The organism is Arthrobacter sp. B0316-1-20 (genome assembly GCF_059091865.1).
In genome coordinates this window covers 1-24,881 of the sequence record NZ_JBNHHC010000054.1, presented here as the reverse complement: position 1 = coordinate 24,881, position 24,881 = coordinate 1, and the positions used below count along the sequence as shown (strand labels likewise).

Here is a 24,881-nt window from a genome sequence, read left to right as displayed (position 1 = left end):
GTGTGAAGCGGGCGGTCAACGCCCACAAGAAGCGCCGGGTCATCCTGGACCGGGCTGCCGGATACCGCGGACAGCGGTCCCGCCTGTACCGCAAGGCCAAGGAACAGCTGCTGCACTCGTTCGTGTACAGCTACGGCGACCGCCGCAAGCGCAAGGGTGATTTCCGCCGCCTGTGGATCCAGCGCATCAACGCTGCCTCCCGCGCCAACGGCCTGACCTACAACCGCCTCATCCAGGGCCTGAAGGCCGCCGAGGTCCAGGTCGACCGCCGCATGCTGGCCGAGCTGGCCGTGTCCGACGCCGGCGCCTTCGCCGCTCTGGTGCAGGTAGCCAAGGACGCCCTGCCGGCCGACACTTCGGCTCCGGCAGAGCGCCAGACCGCCGCCGCCAAGCCTGTCGCCGCCGCCAAGGCCGCTCCGGCCGCCGCCAAGGCTGCCGCGCCCGCCGCTGAAGGCGGAGAAGTTGCCGGCGCCGTGAAGGCTGTTGACGGCGAGGACGCTCCCGCCGGCTACACCATCAAGGGCAACCAGTCCAAGAAGTACCACGTCCCGGGCTCTACCTGGTACGAGAACACCACTCCCGTGTACTGGTTCGAGTCCGTGGAGGCCGCCAAGGCTGCCGGTTTCGAGCCCGCCGGCGGCGAGGCCCGCCAGAAGGTTGCCGAATAAGCACCGGATGCATAAACGCTTATGTGGCGACGTTATAGTCGCTGTATGAGCACTACCGGGCGCCCGCAAGCCATCATGTCCAACCCCCGAGCCGATCGGGTCAGGGATGTGGCAAAGCTTGCCGGGCGCTCGGTGCGTTTAAAGCGCCGCCAATTCCTGGCCGAAGGCCCGCAGGCTGTCCGCGAGGCCCTGTCCGCCCACCGGGCGCATCTTGGCGCCGGAAACAGCGGCATCGTGGCCGAGGTCTTCGCCACCGAAGCCTGCCTGGACCGGTCGCCTGAACTGGCGGACCTCGCCGACGGCGTGCCGCTGCGGCTGGCCACCGATGCGGTGCTGGCGGCAATGGCAGACACGGTCAACCCGCAGGGGATCGTGGCCGTCTGCCACTACCTGGACCGGCCGCTGAACGAGGTCCTGCAAAGCAAACCCCGGCTGCTGGCGGTCATGGTCCGGGTGCAGGACCCGGGCAACGCCGGCACCATCCTGCGGGCGGCCGATTCCGCCGGCGCCGATGCCGTGATCCTGACCAACTCCAGCGTGGACATCTACAATCCCAAGGCCGTCCGTTCCACGGCCGGATCACTCTTCCACCTTCCGGTGGTGAACGGTCACGATTTCGGTGACGTGGCGGCGGCCGTGCGCGCCGCCGGCGCAACCATGCTGGCAGCTGACGGCTACGGCACCATCGATCTGGACGATTTGCAGGACCGCAGCGCCCTGGCCCGGCTGGGAGAAACTCCCGCGGCCGGGGACGAGGGCGTGGCCGGCAGCCTGCCGGATCTCGCGGCGCCTACCGCCTGGCTCTTTGGGAACGAAGCCCAAGGGTTGTCGTCGGAAGAACTGGCCGCCGCGGACCATCGGGTCGCCGTGCCGGTTTACGGCCAGGCCGAAAGCCTGAACGTCGGCACGGCGGCCACCGTCTGCCTGTACGCCTCCGCGAGGTCCCAGCGTCGACGCGGGCCTGCAGGGTAGCTGTTGGCCGGCCGGCCCGCCGCAAGATGCGCCTCAGGCGAGGCTGCGCCGTTTCTCGAGCGCCCCGCTGAGAGCGGCGATGACCAGCCCCAAGGATGCCAGCCCGGCGCCGACCAGCGCCGGCGCGGCATATCCCCAGCCCCAGGAGATCACGAGGCCGCCCAGGAAAGCGCCGAGGGCATTGGCCATGTTCAACGCCGAATGGTTCAGCGAGGCGGCCAGGGTCTGGGCGTTGGGGGAGGCGTCCATCAGGCGTGTCTGCAGGGCCGGGATCAGGCTCGATCCTGCGGCCCCCAGGAGGAACACGAGGGGAATCGCCAGGGCGGCAATGGATGAGGCGGCCCAGAAGAACACCAGGATCACGATGATCGCCGTCATCACCTGGTAGATGGTCCCCATCACCGAGCGGTCCGCCAACTTGCCGCCGATGAAGGTGCCGACGACCATGCCCAGGCCGTAGAGGCCGACAATCAGCGGCAGGGCGGCCGGGGCCAGGCCTGTCACTTCGGTCATGGTCGGGCTGATGTAGGAATACACCGCGAAAAATCCGCCGAAGCCGACCACGCCGATCAACAGCGCCAACCAGACCTGGATCCGTTTCAGGGCGCCGAGTTCCCGACGGATGCCGGCCTCCGCGTGCGCGGGGGTGAAGGGAACCAAGCGCTGGAGCATCAGTATCGTCACCGCGCCGACGATGCCCACGGCCACGAACATCAGCCGCCAGCCGTACTGTTGGCCCAGCCAGGTGACCAACGGGACGCCGACGACGTTGGCCACCGAGAGCCCGAGCATGACCATGGCGACCGCCTGCGCGCGGCGGGTCGGCGAGACCAGCGAGGCGGCCAGGACGGCGGCCACGCCGAAATAGGCGCCGTGCGGAAGGCCGGAAATGAACCGGGTGGCCAGCATCGTGGCGTAGTCGGGCGCGAACACCGACGAGAGGTTCCCGAGCGTGAACAGGACCATCAGCCCCAGGACCATGTGCTTGTGCGGAAGCTTGGCTCCGAGGGCTGCGAGCAGCGGCGCGCCGACCACCACGCCCAGGGCATAGGCGGAAATCAGGTGCCCGCTCTCCGGGATGGAGACGTCCAGGCCGGCCGCCACATTCTGCAGCAGGCCCATGATGGCAAATTCCGTCGTGCCGATGCCGAAGCCGCCCATGGCCAAGGCGACGATGGCCCACGCCGTCCGGCGGTTTTCGGTCTGCCTCCGTGCGGTGACGAGTGTCGGGGAATTCATGATCGGCTTTCGGTCGGACGGACAACTGGGCGCCGGCGCAAGCCTGCATGCCGGGGCCTGGGCACGGGCGGCAGTTTGCGGGCACCGGCTGCCACTGTACGGCAACGCGACGGCACGGCATCCCATTCCGGACCCGTGTGGCCTGTGGTCTGCGGCATAGTCCGGGGCCGTGGGAACCGGGCCGGACCCGCCCCGTAGACTGAACCGCGTGCAAACGAGCCTGAAACAGATTGTCGGCGCAGCCATCCTCGACGCCCGCGACGCCCCGAACAGATTACTGGCCGCCCGGCGCACCGCGCCGGAGGCGCTGGCCGGCCTGTGGGAGTTTCCCGGCGGCAAGGTGGAGCCGGGGGAGAGCTGCGAAGACGCCCTGCGCCGCGAAATCCGCGAGGAACTGGGGGTCGGAATAGAGCTGGGAGTCGAAGTCTCCGGTCCGCTCCCGCAGGGCTGGCCGCTGAATGAGGCGGCGGCCATGCGCGTATGGTGTGCCTACATTACCGACGGGCTGCCGAAGCCGCTGCAAGACCACGACGAATTGCGCTGGGTCCGGCTGGAGGCGGCAGAAGCCGCGGCCCTGCCGTGGATTCCCGCCGATTTTCCGATCCTCGAAGCCGTGCTGACCGCTGCAGGCCGCACCGCCGCCCGTCCCGCGTAACGGCTCCCGCCGGAACCCGTCGTCCTGCCGGGGCCGAAGCGTTGCCCGGACACTTAGAACAACGTCGCCTGTCCCGCTGCGGCCGGCGTGCCAGACGGCGCTGCCGGACTTTCCGCCGGTGGCCGCACGGGCACGTCGCGCAGCCGGGCAGCGTTTTCCAATCCGTGCCGGCGCTTGGCTTCCCGGACCCGGTCCGCCAGCCAGACCCGATAGTCCTTGGCGGCATACGTGCCGCCGTCGTAGAGGCGGCGGTACTTGCCCACAAGTTGCGGGTATTCCTTGGCCAGCCATTGCAGATACCATTCCCTGGCGCCGGGACGAAGGTGCAGCGCGCCCGCCGTCATGCTGGTGGCCCCGGCTGCCGCAACGGCCGCGCACAGCCCGTCGAGCGCGTCCTCCGAGTCCGTCAGCCAGGGCAGGATCGGCATGGCCATCACCGAACACGGCAGGCCGGCGTCGCTGAGCTTGGCGATCAGCTCGAGCCGGGCCCGCGGCGCGGGTGTTCCCGGCTCCACACGGCGGGCCAGTCCGGCGTCGGTCATGGCGAGCGAAATCCCCATGCCGACCTCGACGTCCCCGGCCGCCGCACGCAGCAGCGGCAGGTCACGGGCCAGCAAGGTGCCCTTGGTCAGGATCGAAAACGGGGTTCCTGACCCGGCCAGGGCCTTGATGATCTCCGGCATCAGCTTGTAGCGGCCCTCGGCCCGCTGGTAAGGATCGGTGTTGGTGCCCATGGCCACGTGTTCGCGCTTCCACGACGGTTTGGCAAGCTCGCGGCGGAGGACCTCGCCCACGTTCACCTTGACCACCAACTGGCTGTCAAAATCCAGTCCGGTGTCCAAATCGAGGTAGCTGTGCGTCTTGCGGGCGAAGCAATACACGCACGCGTGGCTGCAGCCACGGTAGGGGTTGATGGTCCATTCGAACGGCATCCGCGAGCCGGCGCCCACGCGGTTCAGCGCCGACTTGGCCATGACCTCATGGAATGTGATGCCGGCGAAACCGGGGGTCTGGACGCTCCGGACGAGTCCGGACAACGGGAGCAGTGCGCCTGGTTCCGCTTGCTGGGAGGACCACCTCATGTTTTAAGTAGAACACATCTTCGAACCGGGCGACAGGGCCAGGAGGGGGCTTCCGCAGGGAATTCAGCCGGCCGCCCGCACGGTCCGCGAGCCGCGCGGTCCAGTCCTCCGCCGCACCGGCCGCTCCGTGTAGCCGCCCGACTGCAGCCCGGCCAGCCGCTCGAAGATGTTCCGGGACGCCGGGTCGCCGGTCCGCCACCACGACCAGGCGGCAGCGAAGCCGTATAGCGGCAGGAACGGCAGGCCCAGGCACCAGGCATATTGGCTGCTGTGGCGGGATTCGTGGCCCAGCAGCACCGGATTGCCGGCCAGCCCGGCCGCAGCGTCGCGGAACAGCACCACGTTGCCCACGGTAAAGGCAGCGGCCTTCGGCAGCCCGGGCCGAAAGCCGTGGGCCAGGATCAGGCCATGGGGTCCGGGATGAAGGCTGCAGCGGACCGCGGCGGCGAGGGTCAGCCCCAACAGGGTGGAGCCGTTGAGCAGGTTCCAGGCGGCACGCAGCTTCTCGGACGGCGTCATGGGCCCATCGTAAGCGTTTCGGGTCGGTGCCGGCCCGTGAACTAGACTGGACTGGTTGCCCGTACGCGGGCGGAAACCCTTTAACCTATTCCGAGGTCCCCACAGCACATGTCTGACGTGACACCCCCAGTCCAGGAGCCACCCGTGCCGAGCCCCCTCGACGAAGCCGCGGTAGCCGCCGCCGTCGAGCAGGCGGTGATGGCTTTCAAGGCTGCCTCCGACCTGGACGGGCTCAAGACTGCCCGGCTCGCCCACGCCGGCGAGAAGTCCCCGCTTAGCCTGGCCAACCGCGAAATCGGCAAGCTGGCCAAGGAGGACAAGGCGGCGGCCGGCAAGATCGTGGGTCCGGCCCGCGGGCGCATCAACCAGGCGCTGGCCGCCCGCACCGCCGAACTGGAGGCCGAACGGGAGGCGCAGATCCTCGTCGAGGAGGCAGTGGACGTTACCGCGGCTCCGCGCCGCCGCCGCGCCGGTGCCCGGCACCCGCTATCCACGCTGCAGGAACGGGTCAGCGACATCTTCGTCGGCATGGGCTGGGAGATCGCCGAGGGGCCGGAGGTGGAATCCGAGTGGTTCAACTTCGACGCCTTGAACTTCAAGCCGGACCACCCCGCACGGGAGATGCAGGACACCTTCTTCGTGGAACCGCCCGAGGCGCACCTGGTGCTGCGGACCCACACATCGCCGGTGCAGGTCCGCTCCATGCTGGAACGGGACCTGCCCGTGTACGTGCTGTGCCCGGGCCGGACGTTCCGCACCGATGAACTGGACGCGACCCATACGCCTGTTTTCCACCAGTTTGAAGGCCTGGCCGTGGACAAGGGGCTCACGATGGCCGACCTGCGCGGCACGTTGGAGCACTTCTCGCGGCAGATGTTCGGCGCCGAGGCCAAGATCCGCCTGCGCCCGGCCTACTTCCCGTTCACCGAGCCCTCCGCGGAGATGGACATCTGGCATCCGGGCGCCAAGGGCGGCCCCCGCTGGATCGAGTGGGGCGGCTGCGGCATGGTCAACCCCAATGTGCTGCGCGCTGCCGGCATCGATCCGGAGGTCTACTCGGGTTTCGCCTTCGGCATGGGCATCGAACGCACCCTCATGTTCCGCAACGACGTCCCGGACATGCACGACATGATCGAAGGCGACATCCGCTTCAGCCAGCACTTCGGGATGGAGATCTAGAACTATGCGTATTCCCCTTTCCTGGTTGCGCGAGTACGCGCAGGTTCCCGCAGACGCCACCGCCGAGGACGTTATGGCCGACCTCGTCAAGGTCGGACTCGAAGAAGAGGACGTTCACCGTCCGTCCGATTCGATCTCCGGACCGATCGTGGTGGGACAGGTCCTCGACCTGGTCAAGGAGCCGCAGTCAAACGGCAAGACCATTAACTGGTGCCAGGTGCGTGTGGCGCCCGAAGGCGCCGGCCAGCCGCTCAGCGGCGACGGCATCGACCCGTCCGGCGTGCAGGGCATCGTCTGCGGAGCCCACAACTTCGAGGTGGGCGACAAAGTCGTGGTGACGTTGCCCGGCGCGGTGCTGCCGGGGGATTTCCGGATCACCCCGCGCAAAACCTACGGCCACACGTCCGCCGGCATGATCGCGTCCGCCCGAGAGCTCGGCATCGGCGAGGACCACGACGGCATCATCGTGCTCTCCCGGCTGGGACTCGACCCGGAGATCGGCACCGACGCGATGGAACTGCTCGGCCTGACCGACGAGGCGGCCGAGATCAACGTGACGCCGGATCGCGGCTATTGCTTCTCCATTCGGGGGGTGGCCCGTGAATACGCGCTGGCCACCGGCACCGAATTCGTCGACCCGGCCAGCCGCGTCGTTGTTCCCGAAGCGGCCGGCGAGGGCCACCCCGTCCGGCTCGAAGACCAGTCCCCGGTCTACGGCAAGCCCGGCTGCGACCGCTTCGTGGCACGCACGGTCCGCGGCGTCGACCCGTCGCGGCCCACGCCCCAGTGGATGGCCTCCCGGCTGCGCCTGGCCGGCATGCGCTCCATTTCGCTGGTTGTGGACATTTCCAACTACGTGATGCTGGAACTGGGCCAGCCGCTGCACTTCTATGACGCGGACAAACTCCAGGGCCCGATCGTGGTCCGCCGGGCCAATCCGGGCGAGACCCTGGTGACCCTGGACGGCAAGGAGCGCCGGCTCTCCACCGAGGACCTGCTGATTACGGATGACCGCGGCGCCATCGGTTTGGCCGGGGTGATGGGCGGTGCCGAAACCGAGGTCGGGGACGGAACCGCGAATGTGCTGATTGAGTCCGCCCATTTCGACGACGTCTCCATGGGCCGCACCCGGCGCCGCCACAAGCTGCCGTCCGAGGCGTCCAAGCGCAATGAGCGCGGAGTGGACTGGGAAATTGCGGATGAGGCGGCGCAGCGCGCCGTGGACCTGCTGGTCGAACTCGCCGGCGGCACGGCCGACACCGCCGCGACGGATGTCGGGTCACGTCCGGCACCCGTCGAGATCGACCTGCCCGACGGTTTCGCCTCCCGCCTCATCGGCTTCGAGTACACGGCAGGGCAGATTGAATCCGCCCTGACCGGCATCGGCGCTTCCTTCGAACGGTACGACGGCGGCCTGCGCGTCACGGCGCCCAGCTGGCGGCCCGACCTGGCCATCAAGGAGGACCTGGTCGAAGAAATAGCCCGGCTGGTGGGCTATGACCGGATTCCGGCCACCCTGCCGGTGGCCCCGCCGGGGCGCGGCCTGTCCCGTGGGCAGCAGCAGCGCCGCCGCGTGCTGCAGTCCCTGGCGGACGCCGGCCTGACCGAGGTGCTCAGCTACCCCTTCGTTTCCACCGGGCAGAACGAAACGTTCGGAACTACCGAGGCCGGCTCCGGTGCGGCCGCCGTCAAGCTGGCGAACCCGATCTCCGCCGAATTCGGGTACCTGCGCACCAGCCTGCTGCCGGGACTGCTGGAGACTGCACGGCGCAACCATTCCCGCGGCTTCCGCGATCTGGCGTTGTACGAAGGCGGCCTGGTGTTCCTGCCCGGCGGCAAGATCGGGTCTCCGGTCCTGCCCCCGCTGGGCGCCAGGCCGTCGGACGAGGTGCTCGAGGAACTGCAGGCAGGGATCCCGGACCAGCCCTGGCATGTGGCCGCGGTCCTGATCGGGCACGAGGCGGCACCGGGCGCAGGGTTCACGCCCCGCCACTGGGAATGGTCGGACGCACTGGACGCCGCACTGACCGTCGGCGACGTCCTCGGCATTGAACTGGTCGTCGCCCAGGGACAGCACCAGGCCTTCCACCCCGGCCGGACCGCGCAGTTGTCCCTGCGCACCGGCGAGGTCGTCGGCTACGCCGGCGAGCTGCATCCGAAGCTGCTCCAGGACGGGGACCTGCCGGCGCGGACTGCCGCCATGGAACTGAACGGCGAGGCACTCTTTGAGGCCGCCGCCGATGTGATTGTGGCCAAGCATCTGTCCACCTACCCGGTCTCCACCCAGGACGTAGCGCTCGTCGTCGATTCGTCGGTTCCGGCCGAAGCAGTCCGCGAGGCGCTGCGTGAAGGCGCCGGTGAACTGCTGGAAGATGTGGCCCTGTTCGACGTCTATGCGGGCCCCGGGATCGAGCACGGGAAGAAGTCGCTGGCCTTCGGGCTCAGGTTCCGGGCGAATGACCGCACGTTGACCGCCGACGAGGCCTCCGCGGCACGGGCCCAGGCCGTGGAGCTGGCCGCAGCCCGCTGCGGTGCCGTTCAGCGGTAACCGGTTACTGCCATGAATGACGACGGCGGGGCCCACCGGCGCAGGTGGGCCCCGCCGTCGTGGGGGAAAGGGAAAAGGAACGCATGAAGGCCCAGGTGATACTGCAGCTGGTGCAGCTGCCAAACGGGTTCCCGGCCGCCAGCGGGCCGGACCGGCGCCCCAGCGTCCGCGCCCACAACCGCGAAGCCGTCCGCCTGCTGGCGGCGCGGGAACTGAACGTCGACCCCGACCGGATGCGGCTCGCCTTCGACTGCCGCCAATGCACGCGGGGCAACGATGGCCGGCATGGCCAGCCGCACCTGCTGCTGGACGGCGCTCCGGCCCCCGCCCGCCTGAGCTACGCCCGCTCGGGCCGCTGGCTGCTGGCCGCGCTGTCCTTCCGGCCCGTGCTGCTCGGAGTCGACATCGAAGACGCCTGGGCGGACGCTTTTCGGCCGGAGGACAACATCGACGCCGTCATGCTCACGGACGCGGAGCGGACCCTGGTGGAGCAGGCAGCCGACCCGCGCCTGCTGCGGGCCCGGCTGTGGACCAGGAAAGAGGCCGTGCTGAAGTCGACAGGCCACGGCCTGCGGCTGCCGCCCGATACGATCGGCGTCGCCGGTGCGGACGGCGAACCCCAGCTGTCCGGCTGGCCCGGGGAAGCGGGAGACCGTCCCGGGCTGCAACTGCTGGACCTCACCCTCGCGGATGCCGGCGGGGAAGTGCCGCCCGGCCTCGCCGCGGCGCTGGCCGTTGGCGGGTCGGCCGACCCGAAAATCACCTACCGGGAAACTGCGGCTGTCCAGGGCTGAACGGGGAGGGCAGGCGCTCCGCCCGCACTCCCCGTCCGCGGCAATTTCCTCCTCCTCCGCCGGCGCCGGGACCGCCGGCGCCGGCAGCGAGGGCGGGCGTCGACGGCAACCGGGGGCCGCCCTTACGGAACCAGCAGCAGCTTGCCCGTGGTGCGGCGGGCTTGCAGGTCCTCGTGTGCCTGCGCCGCCTCGGCCAGCGGATATGTCCGGCCGATCCGGATGTCCAGGCGGCCCGACAGGACGGCGTCGAACAATTCGCTGGAGCGCCAGCGCCGCTCCTGCGGCGTGAGCAGATGGTCGGCGAGGTTGGGGCGGGTGACGAACAAGGAGCCGCCCCGGTTGAGCCGCTGCAGGTCGAACGGGGGCACCTGGCCCGACGCGCCGCCGAAGAGCACGAGCATGCCGCGGGTGCGCAGGCTGGCCAGCGAACCGTCGAAGGTGTCCCTGCCGACGCCGTCGTACACCACGTCCACCCCGGTGCCGGCGGTCAGTTCGCGCACCTGTCCGGCAAAGCCGTCGTAGCGGAGCACCTCATCCGCGCCGGCGCTGCGGGCCAGTTCTTCCTTTTCGTCGGTAGACACCGTGGTGATCACGCGGGCGCCCTTGGCTTTGAGCAGCTGCGTCAGGATCAGGCCTACTCCGCCGGCACCCGCATGGGTGAGTACGGTCTGGCCCGGCTGGACCCTGAAGCTGGAGTTAATGAGGTAATGCGCCGTCATGCCCTGCAGCGGGATGGCGGCCGCCACGTCGTCGTCCACGCCTTCCGGCACCGGGAGCGCCGCGTCGGCGGAGACCACGGTGAACTCAGCGTAGGTGCGGTCGCCCTCGGCGAAGGCGACGCGGTCACCGGGGGCGAAGCCGTCGACCCCCGGGCCGACGGCCTCGACCGTGCCGGCGGCTTCGGAGCCGGGCGTGTACGGAAACGGGACGTTGTAGACGCCGCTGCGCTCATAGGTCTCGACGAAGTTCACACCCGCCGCGGCAACTTTGACCAGCAGCTGGCCCGGGCCGGGCCGGGGGGTGTCGACCTCGCGCAGTTGCAGTACTTCCGGACCGCCGGGTGCGGCGGCCACGATCGCCTTGGCCATGTAGGGTCTCCTTAAGGTACTCGGGACAGTCGGTGCCGGCGGTGGAATCTGGCCGCTGAGGGCCGGCCGGCTCAGAACCCATCGTAGGCGCTAACGTCCGCGCCCCGGCCCGCCGTTTCCGCCGGCAGGGCATGCAGGACGATGCATAATTATCCTCTCCAGTGCATAGTCTTGCTGTATGCTGGATGCCATGACAATTAAGGTTGCAGTCTCCGGCGCCAGCGGTTACGCGGGCGGCGAGGTCCTCCGCCTGCTGGCGAACCACCCCGAGGTCTCCGTCGGAGCCGTCACCGCCCACAGCAGTGCCGGTTCGCGGTTGGGGGAACTGCAGCCGCACCTGCATGCGCTGGCGGACAAAGTCCTGGTCGACACAACCGTCGAGAACCTGGCCGGGCACGACGTGGTGTTCCTGGCGCTGCCGCATGGCGCCAGCGCTGAGATCGCCGCCGCGCTGCCGGCAGACACCCTGGTGGTGGATGCGGGCGCGGACCACCGGCTGGTGGACCCGGTGTCCTGGGAGAAGTTCTACGGCACCGCCCACGCCGGCAGTTGGCCCTACGGCCTTCCGGAGCTTCCCGGGCACCGGGAAAAGCTGCGCGGCGCCCGCCGGATCGCCGTCCCGGGCTGCTATCCCACCAGTTCGCTGCTGGCGCTGGCCCCGGGCTTCGCGGCCGGGCTGCTGGAGCCCGGTGACGTGGTGATTGTCGCCGCGTCCGGCACCTCGGGGGCCGGCAAGTCCGCGAAGGTACACCTGATCGGTTCGGAAGTAATGGGCGGCATGAGCCCCTACGGGGTTGGCGGCGGACACCGGCACACTCCGGAAATCGAGCAGGGGCTCTCGGCGGCCGCCGGCGAGGCGGTCACGATCTCGTTTACTCCCACCCTCGCGCCGATGAGCCGCGGCATCCTGACCACCGCCACGGCGCGCATCAAACCCGGTACGGATGCCGCGTCGCTGCGCCGCGCCTGGGAGGCCGCCTACGCTGATGAACCGTTCGTGCACCTGCTGCCCGAGGGCCAGTGGCCGAATACCAAGTCGGTGCAGGGCAGCAACCATGCCGTCCTGCAGCTGGCCTTCGACGAGCACGCGGGCCGCGCCGTCGTCACCTGCGCCATCGACAACCTCACCAAGGGAACCGGCGGCGGCGCCATCCAGTCCATGAACATCGCCCTCGGCCTCGACGAGACCGCCGGCCTGACCCAGCAGGGGATAGCACCGTGAGCGTTACCGCACCACAGGGATTTCGTGCCGCCGGTGCCACCGCCGGCCTGAAAGCCTCCGGCAAGCCCGATGTCGCGCTGGTGGTCAACGACGGACCACAGCGGGCGGCGGCGGCAGTCTTTACCTCGAACCGCGTGGCGGCCGCTCCCGTGCACTGGTCGCGGCAGGTGGTCGGCGACGGCCGCGTGGACGCGGTGGTGCTGAATTCCGGCGGTGCCAATGCCTGCACCGGGGCCGAGGGCTTCCAGAACACCCACGCCACCGCCGAGAAAACCGCAGCCCTGCTCGGTATTTCCTCGGGCGACGTGGTCGTATGTTCCACCGGGCTGATCGGCGAGCAGCTGCCGATGGACAAGCTGCTGCCGGGTGTCGAAGCTGCTGCAGCGGCATTGTCCGCCGACGGCGGCGCCGACGCGGCCGAAGCCATCATGACCACCGATTCCGTTTCCAAGCAGGCCCTGTTCACCGGCGGCGGGTACAGCATCGGCGGCATGGCCAAGGGCGCCGGCATGCTGGCCCCGGGCCTGGCCACCATGCTGGTGGTCATCACCACGGATGCCGAACTCGCACCGCCGGCGCTGCAGGTGGCGTTGCGCGAGGCCACGCGGCTGACCTTCGACCGGACGGATTCCGACGGCTGCATGTCCACCAACGACACGGTGGTGCTGCTGGCTTCGGGCGCTTCCGGGGCCATTCCCGCGCTGGAGGACTTCACCGCGGCGCTGACCGGCGTCTGCGCGGAGCTGGCGCGGCAACTGATTACCGATGCCGAGGGCGCCAGCCACGACATCGCGGTCACCACGATCAACGCCGCTTCCGAGCGGGATGCGGAAACCGTCAGCCGCGCAGTGGCCCGCTCCAATTTGTTCAAGACCGCCATCTTCGGCAAAGATCCGAACTGGGGCCGCGTGCTGTCCGCGGTGGGCACGACCGACGCCGCCTTCGAGCCGGACCAGCTCAACGTCAGCATGAACGGCGTGCAGGTCTGCCGAAACGGCGGCGTGGGCGAACCGCGCGACCTGGTGGACCTGAACGGCCGCGACGTGGCCGTGGTGATCGACCTTAATGCCGGCAGCGAGACCGCAACCATCTGGACCAACGACCTCACGCACGAATACGTGCATGAGAACTCCGCCTACTCCAGCTGAGGACCGAGATGAACACGATGCTGATGGCCCAGGACAAGGCCGCCACGCTGATCGAGGCCCTGCCCTGGATCCAGCGGTTCGCCGGCACCACCATGGTGATCAAGTACGGCGGCAACGCCATGGTCAACAATGAACTGCGGCAGGCGTTCGCCGAAGACATCGTTTTCCTCCACCACGCCGGCATCAAGCCGGTGGTCGTCCACGGCGGCGGACCGCAGATCAACGCCATGCTCTCGCGGCTGGGCATCGAGTCCGAGTTCAAGGGCGGACTGCGGGTCACCACCCCCGAGGCCATGGACGTGGTGCGCATGGTGCTCACCGGACAAGTCGGACGGGAACTGGTGGGCCTGATCAATTCGCACGGGCCGTACGCCGTGGGCCTCTCCGGTGAAGACGGCGGGCTGCTGCAGGCGGTGCGCACGGGCACCGTGGTGGACGGCGAAGACATCGACCTGGGCCTGGTCGGCGAAGTCGTCGGCGTCAACCCGTCCGCCATCCTGGATTTGCTCGACGCCGGGCGCATCCCGGTGATCTCCACCGTGGCACCGGAAATCGGCGGCGACGGCGAAGGCACCAACCAGGTGCTCAACGTCAACGCCGATACCGCGGCCGCTGCGGTGGCGGACGCCTTGCACGCCTCACGGCTGGTCATCCTCACCGACGTCGAGGGGCTGTACGCCAACTGGCCGGACAAGTCCTCCTTGATCTCGTCGCTGACGGCGGGGGAGCTGCGCGAGCTGCTGCCGCGGCTGCAGTCCGGCATGATTCCCAAGATGGAAGCCTGCCTCAAGGCGGTCGACGGGGGAGTGGAGCGCGCCGCCGTCGTCGATGGCAGGATGCCGCACTCGATCCTGCTGGAAATCTTTACCGCGGCCGGCATCGGCACCCAGGTCGTCCCGGACGGAGACGCAGCATGAACACCCCGCATACCGTTTCCCCGGCCGCCGGCCTCGCCGGGCTGGAAGCACTGGAAGGCCTGGACAACCGGCAGCTGCTGGAGAAATACCGCGGGTCGCTGATGGGGGTCTTCGGAACCCCGCAGCGCGTCTTGGTGCGCGGCAAGGGCTGCATCGTGTGGGACGCGGACGGCAGGGAATACCTGGACCTGCTCGGCGGGATCGCGGTGAACGCGCTCGGCCACGCGGACGAGTTCCTGACCGGGGTCGTGGCCGCCCAGTTGTCCACCCTCGGCCACGTCTCCAACTTCTTCACCAGCCCGGCACAGATTGCGCTGGCGGAGCGGTTGCTGCAGCTCGCCGCCGCTCCGGCAGGTTCCAAGGTGTTCTTTGCCAACTCCGGCACCGAAGCCAACGAAGCGGCGTTCAAGCTGGCCCGGCGAAACTCGAGCCCCACCCGGAGCAAGATTTTGGCCCTGGAGGGCGCTTTCCACGGCCGGACCATGGGGGCTTTGGCGCTGACGGCCAAGGAGTCCTACCGCGAACCGTTCGAACCGCTGCCCGGCGGCGTGGTCCACCTTCCCTTCGGTGACGAGGAGGCCCTCCGCGCCGCCGTCGACGAGTCCGTGGCCGCCGTCGTGCTGGAACCAATCCAGGGGGAGGTGGGCGTCCGGCCGCTGCCCGCGGGCTACCTGAAGGCGGCGCGCGAAGCTACCAAGGCCGCGGGCGCGCTGCTGATTTTGGACGAGGTGCAGACCGGCGTCGGCCGCACCGGCAACTGGTTCGCGTTCCAGGGCGGCGTGGCCGGTGGCGAGCAGATCGTCCCGGATGCCATCACCCTGGCCAAGGGCCTGGGCAGCGGGCTGCCCGTCGGCGCGTTGATCACCTTCGGGGCAACTACTTCCGGACTCCTGACGGCGGGCCAGCACGGAACGACGTTCGGCGGAAACCCGGTGGCGACGGCGGCAGGCCTGGCGACGCTGCAGGCCATCGAGTCGCGCGGGCTGCTGGCCCACGCCTCCGGACTGGGGGAGCGGCTGCGCGCGGAGCTGGCCGGCCTGGAACACGTCGCCGAGGTCCGCGGCGAGGGCTTGCTGATCGGGATCGACCTGGATGCCGACATCGCCGCTGCCGCGGTGGCCGCCGCCCTGGAAGCCGGCTTCATCATCAACAATCCCGGCCCGCGCACGCTGCGGCTGGCCCCGCCGCTGATCCTGACCGCCGAAGAGGCCGCCCGGTTCACCGCCGCGCTGCCGGACATCCTGACCACCGCGGCTGCCCTGGCCGCCGCTACCAGCAAGGACGCATCATGACCCGCCACTTCCTGAAGGACACCGACCTCAGCCCGGCCGAACAGGCGGAAGTGCTGCAGTTGGCCGCCGACATGAAGCGGTCCCCCTACCGCTACCAGCCGTATGCCGGCGACGGGGCGGGACGTAAGACCGTGGCCGTGATCTTTGACAAGACCTCCACCCGCACCCGGGTGTCCTTCGCCGCCGGAATCGCGGACCTGGGCGGGGTGCCGCTGGTCATTAATCCCGGCGAATCGCAGCTGGGACACAAAGAGTCCGTCTCCGACACCATCAAGGTGTTGGAACGGATGGTCTCCACGGTCGTCTGGCGGACCTACGCCCATGCCGGGCTGGAGGAGATGGCGGCGCTGTCCCGTGTGCCGGTCATCAACTCGCTCTCCGACGACTACCACCCCTGCCAGTTGCTGGCCGACCTGCTGACGGTGCAGGAACACAAAGGCAAGCTGGCCGGACTCACCCTGACCTATCTGGGCGATGCGGCCAACAACATGGCCAACTCGTACCTGCTCGCGGGAGCGACGGCGGGGATGCACGTGCGGATCGCCGGACCCGCCGGGCACCTCCCGGCGGCGTCGGTCGTGGCCGAAGCCGAAGCACGCGCCGCCGAAACCGGCGGCTCGGTTCTGGTCACCACGGATCCCGCCAAGGCGCTGGCGGAGGCCGACGTCGTCGCCACGGACACATGGGTCTCGATGGGGCAGGAAGAGGAGAAGGCGGAGCGGCTGGAACTGTTCAAGGACTACGCCGTGGACCAGGCGGCCCTGAAGCTGGCAGCCGACGACGCCGTCGTGCTGCACTGCCTGCCCGCCTACCGCGGCTACGAGATCGCCGCCGAGGTCATCGACGGCCCCCAGTCGGTGGTGTGGGACGAGGCGGAGAACCGGCTGCACGCCCAGAAGGCGCTCATGGCATGGCTGATGGACCGGTCGTCGCTGGCTCCACTGGCCGGGAGCTGACGGCGGTGAACACGATGCCGGCCACCAAGACCGCCCGCCAGGCCAAGATCACCGCGATCCTCACCGGCGAGTCGGTGCGCTCGCAGGCGGAACTGGCCGCCCGGCTGGCGGACGAGGGTGTCCAGGTAACCCAGGCCACGCTCTCGCGGGACCTGGTGGAACTGGGTGCGGTACGGGTGCGCGGCCAGGACGGCGGGCTGATCTACGCGGTGCCCGGCGAGGGCGGGGAACGCACGCCGCAGAGCGGTGTCACCCAGGAGATCCTGGACGCCCGGCTGGCCAGGCTCTGTGCCGACCTGCTGGTCACCGCCGAGGCCTCCGCAAACCTGGTGGTCCTGCGGACACCGCCGGGGGCGGCCAACTTCCTGGCGCTGGCCATCGACCACTCGGTCATGCCGTCGGTCCTGGGCACAATTGCGGGCGACGACACCGTTCTGCTGGTGACTCGGGATCCGGCCGGCGGAGCGGCGCTCGCCGCACGGTTCCTGCAGTTCGCCGACGAATCCTCGCGCAACGCCTGAACCCCATAACCTAGTCGCAGCAGCAGCAGCAGCAGCAGCAGCAGCAGCAGCAGCAGCAGCAGCGGACGCCGGCGCGGAAGCCGGCACAACGAGCCATCTCCGCCGGCCGGCACGGCCGGGTGCGGAACCGTCACCAGGGCAACCTGGCGGAAAGGGAAGACACAACGTGACGCAGGAACCGAAGAGCCCCACCGGGCACACCAACGAAGGCGCCCTCTGGGGCGGCCGCTTCGCCGGCGGCCCGGCCGATGCCCTGGCCGCGTTGAGCAAGTCCACGCATTTCGACTGGCGCCTGGCGCAGTACGACATCGCAGGTTCCCGGGCCCACGCCAAGGTCCTGCACCAGGCCGGATTGCTCGACGACGCCGAACTGCAAGGCATGCTCGCCGCCCTGGACCGGCTCGACGACGACGTGCGGTCGGGCGCGTATGTGGCGGCCGAGTCGGACGAGGACGTGCACGGTTCCCTGGAGCGCGGGCTGATCGAACGGGCCGGCGCCCAGCTGGGCGGAAAACTTCGGGCCGGACGGTCCCGCAACGACCAGATCGCCACCTTGGGCAGGATGTACCTGCGCGACCACGCACGGATCATCGCGGGGGGAGTGCTGGCAACCATCGATGCGCTGCTCACCCAGGCCCGCCGGTATCCGGAGGTTGCCATGCCGGGCCGCACCCACCTTCAGCACGCGCAGCCGGTGCTGCTGTCCCATCACCTGCTGGCCCACGCCTGGGCGCTGCTGCGGGACGTCCAGCGGCTGGCGGACTGGGACAAGCGGGCCGCCGTCTCTCCCTACGGCTCCGGTGCCCTGGCCGGTTCCTCGCTCGGCCTGGATCCCAACGCCGTCGCGGCGGACCTCGGCTTTGACTCCGCAACTTGGAACTCGATCGACGGAACTGCCGCGCGGGACGTCTTTGCCGAATTCAGCTGGGTCGCGGCCATGATCGGCGTGGACCTGTCCCGGATATCGGAAGAAGTCATCCTGTGGGCCACCAAGGAATTTTCCTTCGTGACGCTGGACGATGCCTATTCCACGGGCTCCTCGATCATGCCGCAGAAGAAGAATCCGGACGTCGCGGAATTGGCCCGCGGCAAGGCCGGCCGGCTGATCGGCGACCTGACGGGGCTCTTGGCCACGCTCAAGGGCCTGCCGCTGGCCTACAACCGTGACCTGCAGGAAGACAAGGAACCGGTCTTTGACGCGGCAGACACCCTGGAGCTGCTGCTGCCCGCCGTCGCCGGCATGATCGAAACCCTTGTCTTCAATACCGAGCGGCTGGAGGCGCTGGCCCCGCAAGGCTTCGCGCTCGCCACCGACATCGCCGAATGGCTGGTCCGTCAGGGCATTCCGTTCCGGGAAGCTCACGAGCTGTCCGGTGCCGCCGTAAGACAGGCCGAAAGCCGCGGAGTTGAACTCTGGGACCTGACGGACGAGGAATTCGCGGCTATTTCCCCGCAGCTGACTCCACAGGTGCGTGAAGTGCTCACGGTCGAAGGTTCGCTGGCCAGCCGCAGTTCGCAGGGCGGCACCGCCCCGACCGCCGTGGCCGCCCAGATCGCGGCGCTTGAGGCAGCGCTGGACGGCGCACGCGGCTACGTCTCCGGCGGCCGCCCCTGAGCCGTCCGCAGCCCGGCACGGGTAAGTTACCGGCCGGTAGCAAATAGTGCTGCGGTAGTTTGTGAAGCGACGGGTCGAGAACCACTGAGCCGAGGGAGCGAGCATGTCGACGCTGAGCCAGGACGAGGAAAAGCTGGTGCCGGAGGGTCGGATCGAGCGGGTTGACGGGGACTACGTCCTGGCCTTCGACCGACAGCTCGATTACCCGCGCAGCTACATCTGGAGCCTTCTGGCGGAAAAGGACAACGTCGCTAAATGGCTCGGGACGCTGGACGCCGACTGGCAGCTGGGCCATACCTATGAGCTGGATCTGGGCGGCGGCACCACCAGCGGTACGGTCCTGCAGCTGAATCCGCCGCTCAGCCTGCAGATCAGCTGGGAGGATGAGCTGGGGCAGGAAGCGGTCATCGAATGGCGGGTGCTGGAGAGCGACGGCGGTACCTTGCTGCAGTTCCGCTCGCGCGCCGAGGGGCCGGACTTCCTGACCGAAGGCAGCGCGGGCTGGCAAACAATCCTGGACGCACTCGCCGCCGTCGCTGGCGGGCGGCCGTCAAACCCGGAGCCCGGTCGATGGGCACGGCTGCGCGAGGCCTATGCCCGCCACTTCCGGCTCTCGCACTCGATGGGCACCGCCCACAAGGATTCGGGGCGCACAAGCCTGCGTTTCGAACGGTTGCTCGACGCCGCCGCAACGGAGGTCTGGGCGGCCCTGACCGAGCCGGATCTGTTCGGCAAGTGGCTGGGCCCCGGCCGCGTAGAGCTGCAGACCGGCGGCGCCGTCGAATTCACCCTGCCGGAACGGACGGTTGAGGGGGACGTTGAGTATGTGCTCGCCGGCAGCCGTCTCGACTACACCTGGACCGCTCCGGAGGGCAGCGGAACCGTGCACTGGATGCTGGAACCGGCCGACGGCAAGACCCGCCTGCTGCTGGTGCACAACATCGGGCGAGAGATATCGCCCGAAGCCCTAATGGCCCGCTGGCACGCGCGGCTGGATGCCCTCGCCACGGTGCTGGGCGGCGGCCATGTGCATGATTCGGCCCACCGGCTCGAAGCCCTGACGCGCTTCTACCAGCGGGTGCAGCCGGCCTAGTGGACGCAGCGTTACTTCACTGGCTTGCCCGGCCCGCCGTGGACGTTGCTCCGGGGCTGCTCGGCGCCCGCCTGACACACACCACGCCCGAGGGAACAGTAGCCGTACGGCTCACCGAGGTAGAGGCCTACATGGGCGAGCACGACCCGGGATCGCATGGCTTCCGCGGCCCGACAAACCGCAACAAGGCGATGTTCGGCCCGCCGGGCCACATCTATGTCTACTTCACCTATGGCATGCACCATTGCGTGAATATCGTGTGCGGCCATGACGGCCAGGCCACCGGGGCCCTGCTCCGCGCCGGTGAAATCACCCAAGGCCTTGACCTTGCCCGAAGCCGGCGTGCTTCGGCCAAAAACGATGCGGAACTGGCACGGGGGCCGGCCCGGCTGGCCACTGCCCTGGGGCTGACGCTTGCCGACAACGGCAGGGCCTTCGCCCAGGGGGAACTGGAACTCGCACGGCCGGCAGTCCGGGCCTCCCATCAGCATGTGCGGACCGGGCCGCGGGTGGGCGTGAGCGGCGAGGGCGGCACCGCGGCCTACCCATGGCGTTTCTGGCTTGAAGGGGACCCGACGGTCTCGCAGTACCGGGCCGCGAAGCCGCGCCGGCGCGCCGGCAGCGGGTAGGGTAGACGGGTGAATGAACGTCCCCGCGAATCAGTTGAAGCCATGGTCAACCGTCTTTCTGAAACGGTTCGGGACTATCCGAAGCCAGGGATCATCTTCCGGGACCTTACTCCCGTATTTGCCGACGGCGAGGCGCTGCACGCCTTGGTGCATGCCCTAATCGACCCGTTCGAGGGCCAATTCGACGCCGTCGCCGGTGTCGAGGCCCGCGGCTTCCTGCTGTCTGCCGCGGCCGCGTATGCCTCGGGCACCGGGGTCATCACCGTGCGCAAGAAAGGCAAACTGCCGCGCAGGACGATTTCCGAAGACTACGCGCTGGAGTACGGCACGGCCACGTTGGAAATCCATGCCGATGAACTGGTGCCGGGTTCGCGCGTCCTGATTCTGGACGATGTGCTGGCCACCGGCGGGACCCTCGGCGCGGCGTGCCGTCTCTTCGAACGGGCAGGGGTGCAGGTTGCCGGATTCGGCGTGGTCCTCGAGCTCTCGGCCCTGCGGGGCAGGTCTGCCCTGACCGGACACCGCATCCGCTCGCTGGTGCGTGAATAGCCCCGGCCATTGCGTCCTTGGCGAAAGGGCGCGTGCCCACCCGCCCGCGGTCGTTCCGGCGGAAGAAAATTTGGCGCGCCGGTAGTAGAATGGACGGTCTGCCTTTTGGGGAGGGAACACGTATGCCTGAATCGCCTTCGGCCCATGCCGAGCTAGAACTTGAGCGCGCCTATGTGGCGGGGCTGTACCGTCGGCTGGAAGAACTGCGCGCCGAGAAACAGGAACAGTTGGCCCGCGTCCGCAGCAGCGGCGCCGTGGGAAGCATGCAGAACATCTCCGAGCGCGACGCGTTCGCCACCATGTACGAAGACCGGCTGGCGCAACTGAACGCCGTGGACGACCGGTTGGTGTTCGGCCGACTTGATCTGGACGACGGCGACCGCCGCTACATCGGGCGGATCGGACTCAGCACGGCAGACCTGCAGCAGCTGATGGTGGACTGGCGGGCCCCCGAAGCCGGGGCGTTCTACCAGGCTACGGCCTTCGAACGGCTGGGAGTCCGGCGGCGCCGGCACCTGATTTTGCAGGGGCACCAGGTCAAGGGCATCGAAGACGACGTGCTGGATCCGACCATGCTCTCCGAGGACGGGGTCCTGCAGGGCGAAGGGGCCCTGTTGGCGGCGCTGAATTCGAAGCGGACCGGAGCCATGTCCGACATTGTCGGCACTATCCAAGCCGAACAGGACCGCATCATCAGGGCCCCGATGCCGGGGATCCTCGTGGTGCAGGGCGGTCCCGGTACGGGCAAGACCGCCGTCGCCCTGCACCGGGCGGCCTACCTGTTGTATTCGCACCGCGAACGGCTGAAGTCGGCCGGCGTGCTGCTGGTGGGGCCATCGAACTCTTTCATGAAGTACATCGAGCGGGTGCTTCCCTCGCTGGGCGAGACCGGAGTGGTGATGTCCACCCTGGGCGGCCTGATGCCCGGCGTACGGGCCGTGTCCGAGAGCAACCCGGCCGTGGCCGAGATCAAAGGCCGCCTGGACATGGCCGGCGTCGTGGCCAACGCAGTGGCCAACCGGCAGAGGCTTCCGGCGGAACCGCGCAGGCTTAACGTCGAAGGCACCATGCTGACGCTGACGCCGCGCCAAGTGGCACGGGCCCGCGACCGGGCACGGGCGACCGGCAAACCACACAACACGGCCCGGGTTACGTTCGTGAAAATCCTGTTGCGCGAACTGGCGGACCAGCTGGGGGAGGCACTGGAGAAATCGTCCGGACCGGGAAACAACGCGGACCGTGCCTATCTGATCGAAGACGTGCGCACCTCGCGCGATGTCAGGGTGGCGCTTAATCTGTGCTGGATGCCGCTGACCCCGGAACAGCTGGTCAGGGAACTGCTCAGCAAGCCGGCCCATCTCGAGGCGGCCGCTCCCGATCTGACGGACGCCGAACGCAAGCTGCTGCTGCGCCCCGCGGATGCGTCGTGGACGGAAGCCGATGTGCCGTTGCTGGATGAAGCCGCGGAGCTGCTCGGGGACATGGATGCCTCGGCCGGGCGTGACAAGGCCCAGCGAGATGCCGAGCGGGCCCGCGACGTCGCCAATGCGGAGCAGTCGCTGCGGAACGTCGACCAGATGCTGCGTGATATCGGGATCGACGGCGTGGTCAGCGCCGAGGACCTGGCCGGTTACAACCAGGCGCAGCAGACCCGCTTCACCGCTGCCGAACGGGCCGCCGTTGACCGCACCTGGGCCTTTGGCCACATTGTGGTTGACGAGGCGCAGGAGTTGTCGGCCATGCAGTGGCGGCTGCTGATGCGCCGCTGCCCGCTCAAGTCGTTCACCGTCGTCGGCGATATCGCGCAGACGAGCTCTCCCGCCGGCGCGGAATCGTGGCAGCAGGCGCTCGAGCCGTTCGCCGGCGACCGCTGGCAGCTTGAAGAACTCACCGTGAACTACCGCACGCCCTCCCAGATTGCGCAGGCCGCCGTCCGGATGGCCAACGCAGCGGGCCTGGTCGTGACGGCTCCGAAGGCGGTGCGCGACGGCCGCTGGTCGCCGGTCGTGGACCGGGTGCCGGAGGGTCGCATGGTCGAACGGCTTTTGGAGGTCATGCCCGAGGAGCTTGCCGCCGCCGACGGCGGTCTGTTGGCTGTTATTGCCTCCGACCACCGCCTGCCGGACGTCCGGAGTGCGCTGGCCGCGGCCTACGGGGCACGCGTGGGCGGCGGTGCCGGCGGGATGGAACAGGACATCAGCGTGCTGGGTCCGCAGGAGGCCAAGGGCCTGGAGTTCGATGCCGTCGTAGTGCTTGAGCCGGGTGAGCTGCTGCACCGGGTCGGCGGCCGCGTCGGAGATCTCTATGTTGCCATGACCCGTCCGACCCGGCGGCTCCGGCTGCTGGCCGAAGGCGACGTCCCCGAGGGCATCGAAGGCTGATAATTTGGTATCCGTGAATAATACGTTTCTGGCTTCCCAACGCAACGACCCTGGTTTTGCCAATGTGTGGCAGGAACTGAAGTGGCGCGGCCTTGTCCATGTTTCGACCGATGAAGCCGAACTGGAGAAGCTGCTGGCGGGGGACGCGATCACGTATTACTGCGGCTTCGACCCCACCGCACCCAGCCTTCACCTGGGCAATCTGGTCCAGCTGCTGACCATGCGCCGGCTTCAGCTGGCGGGGCACAAGCCGCTGGGCCTTGTAGGTGGCTCCACCGGGCTGGTCGGCGATCCCCGACCTACCGCCGAGCGCACCATGAACACCAAGGAAACCGTCGCCGAATGGGTGGACCGCCTGCAGGGACAGGTGCAGCGCTTCCTGGACTTCGACGGTACGAACGCCGCGCGAATGGTCAACAATCTGGACTGGACGGCGCCACTGAGTGTCTTGGACTTCCTGCGCGACATCGGCAAGCACTTCCGCGTGGGGACGATGGTCAAGAAGGACATCGTCGCGTCCCGGCTGAACTCGGACGAGGGGATCAGCTACGCCGAATTCAGCTACCAGATCCTGCAGGGCATGGATTACCTGGAGCTGTACCGGCAGTACGGCTGCATCTTGCAGACCGGCGGATCCGACCAGTGGGGCAACCTCACCAGCGGCATCGAGTTGATCCGCAAGGTGGAGGGCCAGTCTGTCCACGCCGTCGGCACGCCGCTGATCACTAACTCCGACGGAACCAAGTTCGGCAAGAGCGAGGGCAATGCCATCTGGCTGGATGCGGACATGTGCAGCCCCTACGCCATGTACCAGTTCTGGCTCAACACTGCCGACGCGGACGTGGTGCAGCGGCTCAAGGTCTTTACCTTCCGTTCCCGCGAGGAGATCGAAGCGCTTGAGCGCGCAGTAGCCGAACGGCCGCATGCCCGTGAGGCACAGCGTGCGTTGGCCTACGACGTGACGTCGATTGTGCACGGCCCCGCAGCCACCGAGAAGGTGATCGCCGCGTCCTCGGCCCTGTTCGGGCAGGGCGACCTGGCCGAGTTGGACGAGGCGACTCTTGTCGCCGCCACTGCCGAGCTGCCCAGCGCTGTGACCGGTGCAGCTACCACCGGCATCATCGACCTGTTGGTCCAGTCGGGCCTGGCCGCCAGCAATTCCGCGGCGCGGCGGACCGTAGCCGAGGGCGGCGCCTACGTTAACAACCAGAAGATTACCGATCCGGACGCCGCAGTCGGGAGCGAGCAGTTGCTGCATGGCAAATACCTGTTGATGCGCCGCGGCAAGCGCACGCTCGCCATGGTCGAAGTGTCTGCCTGAATCCACGGGCGTTCGCACGTCAGCCGGCCACGTCGAAGGGCCCGCAGTCCCCCTGGTCAGGGGAGGCCGCGGGCCCTTCGGCATCAGTGGCGGGCATCACCCGCCGGCGATTTGCGGGCCCGTCCGGTGCCGTGTAATGTTTTCTGAGTCGCCGCCGCTGGTTGTGAAACAGCCGGCCGGAACGCGACAAGCCCCTTCGATAAAAAGACAGCGACTGTCATGCGCCCGAGTGCGCAGGCGAATTAGCTGGGTTTTTGTGATGGGTTCCTTTTCTCGAGGTAAATGAAGCGGAAACGCGGATTTGACAGAAAGAAAAGGAATGAAATAAAGTAGAAACATCGCAGCGAAGAAAAGCAAAGCGGATTTCGGAAGAAATTGTTTTGGAGAGTATTCGTTTGCTCCTGTTGTTTGAGAACTCAATAGTGTGCCAAGTTTGTTGATACCAATTATTTATTGGTTGAAAGTGCCGTGGCGTGCCGCCCCTGTGGTGTGT

At 68.4% G+C, this 24,881-nt stretch carries 23 protein-coding genes; 18 read left to right on the top strand and 5 right to left on the bottom strand.

The window, feature by feature from the left end:
- The first annotated feature begins 2 nt into the window (after positions 1-2).
- Entirely contained in the window at positions 3-668 is a 666-nt protein-coding gene (gene rplT / locus AC5RW2_RS36310; RefSeq protein ID WP_494075097.1) for a 50S ribosomal protein L20, sunset domain variant, read from the top strand.
- 45 nt (positions 669-713) lie between these two features.
- Positions 714-1,640 carry a TrmH family RNA methyltransferase gene (locus tag AC5RW2_RS36305; protein WP_494023831.1) on the top strand — a complete coding sequence of 309 codons (927 nt, stop codon included), beginning with the start codon at positions 714-716 and terminating at the stop codon, positions 1,638-1,640.
- A gap of 33 nt (positions 1,641-1,673) precedes the next feature.
- Here the strand turns inward: AC5RW2_RS36305 and AC5RW2_RS36300 are convergent, their stop codons facing one another.
- Positions 1,674-2,879 (bottom strand): MFS transporter, encoded by a 1,206-nt coding sequence (locus tag AC5RW2_RS36300; RefSeq protein ID WP_494026344.1) that lies wholly within the window; start codon positions 2,877-2,879, stop codon positions 1,674-1,676.
- Between the two features lie 208 nt (positions 2,880-3,087).
- On the opposite strand from AC5RW2_RS36300, the gene AC5RW2_RS36295 reads away from it, so the two are divergent.
- Positions 3,088-3,534, top strand: a complete 447-nt coding sequence (locus AC5RW2_RS36295) for a (deoxy)nucleoside triphosphate pyrophosphohydrolase (RefSeq protein ID WP_494002379.1) — start codon at positions 3,088-3,090, stop codon at positions 3,532-3,534.
- A gap of 53 nt (positions 3,535-3,587) precedes the next feature.
- On the opposite strand, the gene AC5RW2_RS36290 is transcribed toward AC5RW2_RS36295, so the two are convergent.
- Complete coding sequence (locus tag AC5RW2_RS36290; protein WP_494026343.1) at positions 3,588-4,616, bottom strand: Rv2578c family radical SAM protein; 1,029 nt, start codon at positions 4,614-4,616, stop codon at positions 3,588-3,590.
- A gap of 63 nt (positions 4,617-4,679) precedes the next feature.
- The gene (locus tag AC5RW2_RS36285; protein WP_494026342.1) at positions 4,680-5,135 is read right to left on the bottom strand and encodes a hypothetical protein; all 456 of its coding nucleotides are present in this window, start codon (positions 5,133-5,135) and stop codon (positions 4,680-4,682) included.
- A 108-nt stretch (positions 5,136-5,243) separates the two neighbouring features.
- Here AC5RW2_RS36285 and pheS point away from each other — a divergent pair, with 108 nt between their 5' ends.
- The 3 genes from pheS to AC5RW2_RS36270 all read left to right on the top strand — a co-directional run bounded on the left by pheS (position 5,244) and on the right by AC5RW2_RS36270 (position 9,656).
- Positions 5,244-6,314: a phenylalanine--tRNA ligase subunit alpha gene (pheS, locus tag AC5RW2_RS36280; RefSeq protein WP_494026341.1), complete on the top strand. Its 1,071-nt coding sequence runs from the start codon at positions 5,244-5,246 to the stop codon at positions 6,312-6,314.
- A gap of 4 nt (positions 6,315-6,318) precedes the next feature.
- Positions 6,319-8,862, top strand: coding sequence for a phenylalanine--tRNA ligase subunit beta (gene pheT, locus AC5RW2_RS36275; RefSeq protein WP_494026340.1), 2,544 nt, complete (start codon positions 6,319-6,321; stop codon positions 8,860-8,862).
- 83 nt (positions 8,863-8,945) lie between these two features.
- Positions 8,946-9,656: a 4'-phosphopantetheinyl transferase family protein gene (locus AC5RW2_RS36270; protein ID WP_494026339.1), complete on the top strand. Its 711-nt coding sequence runs from the start codon at positions 8,946-8,948 to the stop codon at positions 9,654-9,656.
- Positions 9,657-9,778: 122 nt separating this feature from the next.
- Here AC5RW2_RS36270 and AC5RW2_RS36265 read toward each other — a convergent pair whose 3' ends face one another.
- On the bottom strand, positions 9,779-10,744 hold the full coding sequence (locus AC5RW2_RS36265) for a quinone oxidoreductase family protein (protein ID WP_494023837.1): 966 nt from the start codon (positions 10,742-10,744) through the stop codon (positions 9,779-9,781).
- 190 nt (positions 10,745-10,934) lie between these two features.
- Between AC5RW2_RS36265 and argC the strand changes: the two genes are divergently transcribed.
- The 12 genes from argC (at position 10,935) to tyrS (ending at position 24,388) form a co-directional block, all read left to right on the top strand.
- Positions 10,935-11,966 (top strand): N-acetyl-gamma-glutamyl-phosphate reductase, encoded by a 1,032-nt coding sequence (gene argC / locus AC5RW2_RS36260; RefSeq protein ID WP_494026338.1) that lies wholly within the window; start codon positions 10,935-10,937, stop codon positions 11,964-11,966.
- The gene (argJ, locus tag AC5RW2_RS36255) at positions 11,963-13,114 is read left to right on the top strand and encodes a bifunctional glutamate N-acetyltransferase/amino-acid acetyltransferase ArgJ (protein WP_494026337.1); all 1,152 of its coding nucleotides are present in this window, start codon (positions 11,963-11,965) and stop codon (positions 13,112-13,114) included. Before argC ends, argJ begins: the two co-directional genes overlap by 4 nt.
- Before the next feature lie 8 nt (positions 13,115-13,122).
- Positions 13,123-14,031, top strand: coding sequence for an acetylglutamate kinase (gene argB / locus AC5RW2_RS36250; RefSeq protein WP_494026336.1), 909 nt, complete (start codon positions 13,123-13,125; stop codon positions 14,029-14,031).
- On the top strand, positions 14,028-15,323 hold the full coding sequence (locus AC5RW2_RS36245; protein ID WP_494026335.1) for an acetylornithine transaminase: 1,296 nt from the start codon (positions 14,028-14,030) through the stop codon (positions 15,321-15,323). Before argB ends, AC5RW2_RS36245 begins: the two co-directional genes overlap by 4 nt.
- Positions 15,320-16,279 carry an ornithine carbamoyltransferase gene (gene argF, locus AC5RW2_RS36240; RefSeq protein ID WP_494026334.1) on the top strand — a complete coding sequence of 320 codons (960 nt, stop codon included), beginning with the start codon at positions 15,320-15,322 and terminating at the stop codon, positions 16,277-16,279. The genes AC5RW2_RS36245 and argF overlap by 4 nt, the downstream gene beginning before the upstream one ends.
- On the top strand, positions 16,234-16,800 hold the full coding sequence (locus tag AC5RW2_RS36235) for an arginine repressor (protein WP_494002367.1): 567 nt from the start codon (positions 16,234-16,236) through the stop codon (positions 16,798-16,800). The genes argF and AC5RW2_RS36235 overlap by 46 nt, the downstream gene beginning before the upstream one ends.
- A gap of 166 nt (positions 16,801-16,966) precedes the next feature.
- Complete coding sequence (gene argH, locus AC5RW2_RS36230; RefSeq protein WP_494002366.1) at positions 16,967-18,415, top strand: argininosuccinate lyase; 1,449 nt, start codon at positions 16,967-16,969, stop codon at positions 18,413-18,415.
- Between the two features lie 103 nt (positions 18,416-18,518).
- Entirely contained in the window at positions 18,519-19,508 is a 990-nt protein-coding gene (locus AC5RW2_RS36225) for an SRPBCC domain-containing protein (protein ID WP_494026333.1), read from the top strand.
- The gene (locus tag AC5RW2_RS36220) at positions 19,508-20,137 is read left to right on the top strand and encodes a DNA-3-methyladenine glycosylase (protein ID WP_494002364.1); all 630 of its coding nucleotides are present in this window, start codon (positions 19,508-19,510) and stop codon (positions 20,135-20,137) included. The genes AC5RW2_RS36225 and AC5RW2_RS36220 overlap by 1 nt, the downstream gene beginning before the upstream one ends.
- Positions 20,138-20,179: 42 nt before the next feature.
- Positions 20,180-20,686: an adenine phosphoribosyltransferase gene (locus tag AC5RW2_RS36215; protein WP_493977814.1), complete on the top strand. Its 507-nt coding sequence runs from the start codon at positions 20,180-20,182 to the stop codon at positions 20,684-20,686.
- 122 nt (positions 20,687-20,808) lie between these two features.
- Positions 20,809-23,067 (top strand): HelD family protein, encoded by a 2,259-nt coding sequence (locus tag AC5RW2_RS36210; RefSeq protein WP_494075096.1) that lies wholly within the window; start codon positions 20,809-20,811, stop codon positions 23,065-23,067.
- A gap of 4 nt (positions 23,068-23,071) precedes the next feature.
- Positions 23,072-24,388 (top strand): tyrosine--tRNA ligase, encoded by a 1,317-nt coding sequence (gene tyrS, locus AC5RW2_RS36205; RefSeq protein ID WP_494075095.1) that lies wholly within the window; start codon positions 23,072-23,074, stop codon positions 24,386-24,388.
- Between the two features lie 217 nt (positions 24,389-24,605).
- Here tyrS and AC5RW2_RS36200 read toward each other — a convergent pair.
- Positions 24,606-24,881, bottom strand: a 276-nt coding sequence (locus tag AC5RW2_RS36200; RefSeq protein WP_494050279.1) for a hypothetical protein, incomplete at its 5' end; no start/stop codon positions are given.

Coding starts and splice junctions, on each gene's coding strand:
- AC5RW2_RS36305 (WP_494023831.1), top strand. CDS start 714: ATGAGCACTACCGGGCGCCCGCAAGCCATCATGTCCAACCCCCGAGCC.
- AC5RW2_RS36300 (WP_494026344.1), bottom strand. CDS start 2,879: ATGAATTCCCCGACACTCGTCACCGCACGGAGGCAGACCGAAAACCGC.
- AC5RW2_RS36290 (WP_494026343.1), bottom strand. CDS start 4,616: ATGAGGTGGTCCTCCCAGCAAGCGGAACCAGGCGCACTGCTCCCGTTG.
- AC5RW2_RS36285 (WP_494026342.1), bottom strand. CDS start 5,135: ATGACGCCGTCCGAGAAGCTGCGTGCCGCCTGGAACCTGCTCAACGGC.
- pheS (WP_494026341.1), top strand. CDS start 5,244: ATGTCTGACGTGACACCCCCAGTCCAGGAGCCACCCGTGCCGAGCCCC.
- pheT (WP_494026340.1), top strand. CDS start 6,319: ATGCGTATTCCCCTTTCCTGGTTGCGCGAGTACGCGCAGGTTCCCGCA.
- AC5RW2_RS36270 (WP_494026339.1), top strand. CDS start 8,946: ATGAAGGCCCAGGTGATACTGCAGCTGGTGCAGCTGCCAAACGGGTTC.
- AC5RW2_RS36265 (WP_494023837.1), bottom strand. CDS start 10,744: ATGGCCAAGGCGATCGTGGCCGCCGCACCCGGCGGTCCGGAAGTACTG.
- argC (WP_494026338.1), top strand. CDS start 10,935: ATGACAATTAAGGTTGCAGTCTCCGGCGCCAGCGGTTACGCGGGCGGC.
- argB (WP_494026336.1), top strand. CDS start 13,123: ATGAACACGATGCTGATGGCCCAGGACAAGGCCGCCACGCTGATCGAG.
- AC5RW2_RS36245 (WP_494026335.1), top strand. CDS start 14,028: ATGAACACCCCGCATACCGTTTCCCCGGCCGCCGGCCTCGCCGGGCTG.
- argF (WP_494026334.1), top strand. CDS start 15,320: ATGACCCGCCACTTCCTGAAGGACACCGACCTCAGCCCGGCCGAACAG.
- AC5RW2_RS36235 (WP_494002367.1), top strand. CDS start 16,234: ATGGCTGATGGACCGGTCGTCGCTGGCTCCACTGGCCGGGAGCTGACG.
- AC5RW2_RS36225 (WP_494026333.1), top strand. CDS start 18,519: ATGTCGACGCTGAGCCAGGACGAGGAAAAGCTGGTGCCGGAGGGTCGG.
- AC5RW2_RS36215 (WP_493977814.1), top strand. CDS start 20,180: ATGGTCAACCGTCTTTCTGAAACGGTTCGGGACTATCCGAAGCCAGGG.
- AC5RW2_RS36210 (WP_494075096.1), top strand. CDS start 20,809: ATGCCTGAATCGCCTTCGGCCCATGCCGAGCTAGAACTTGAGCGCGCC.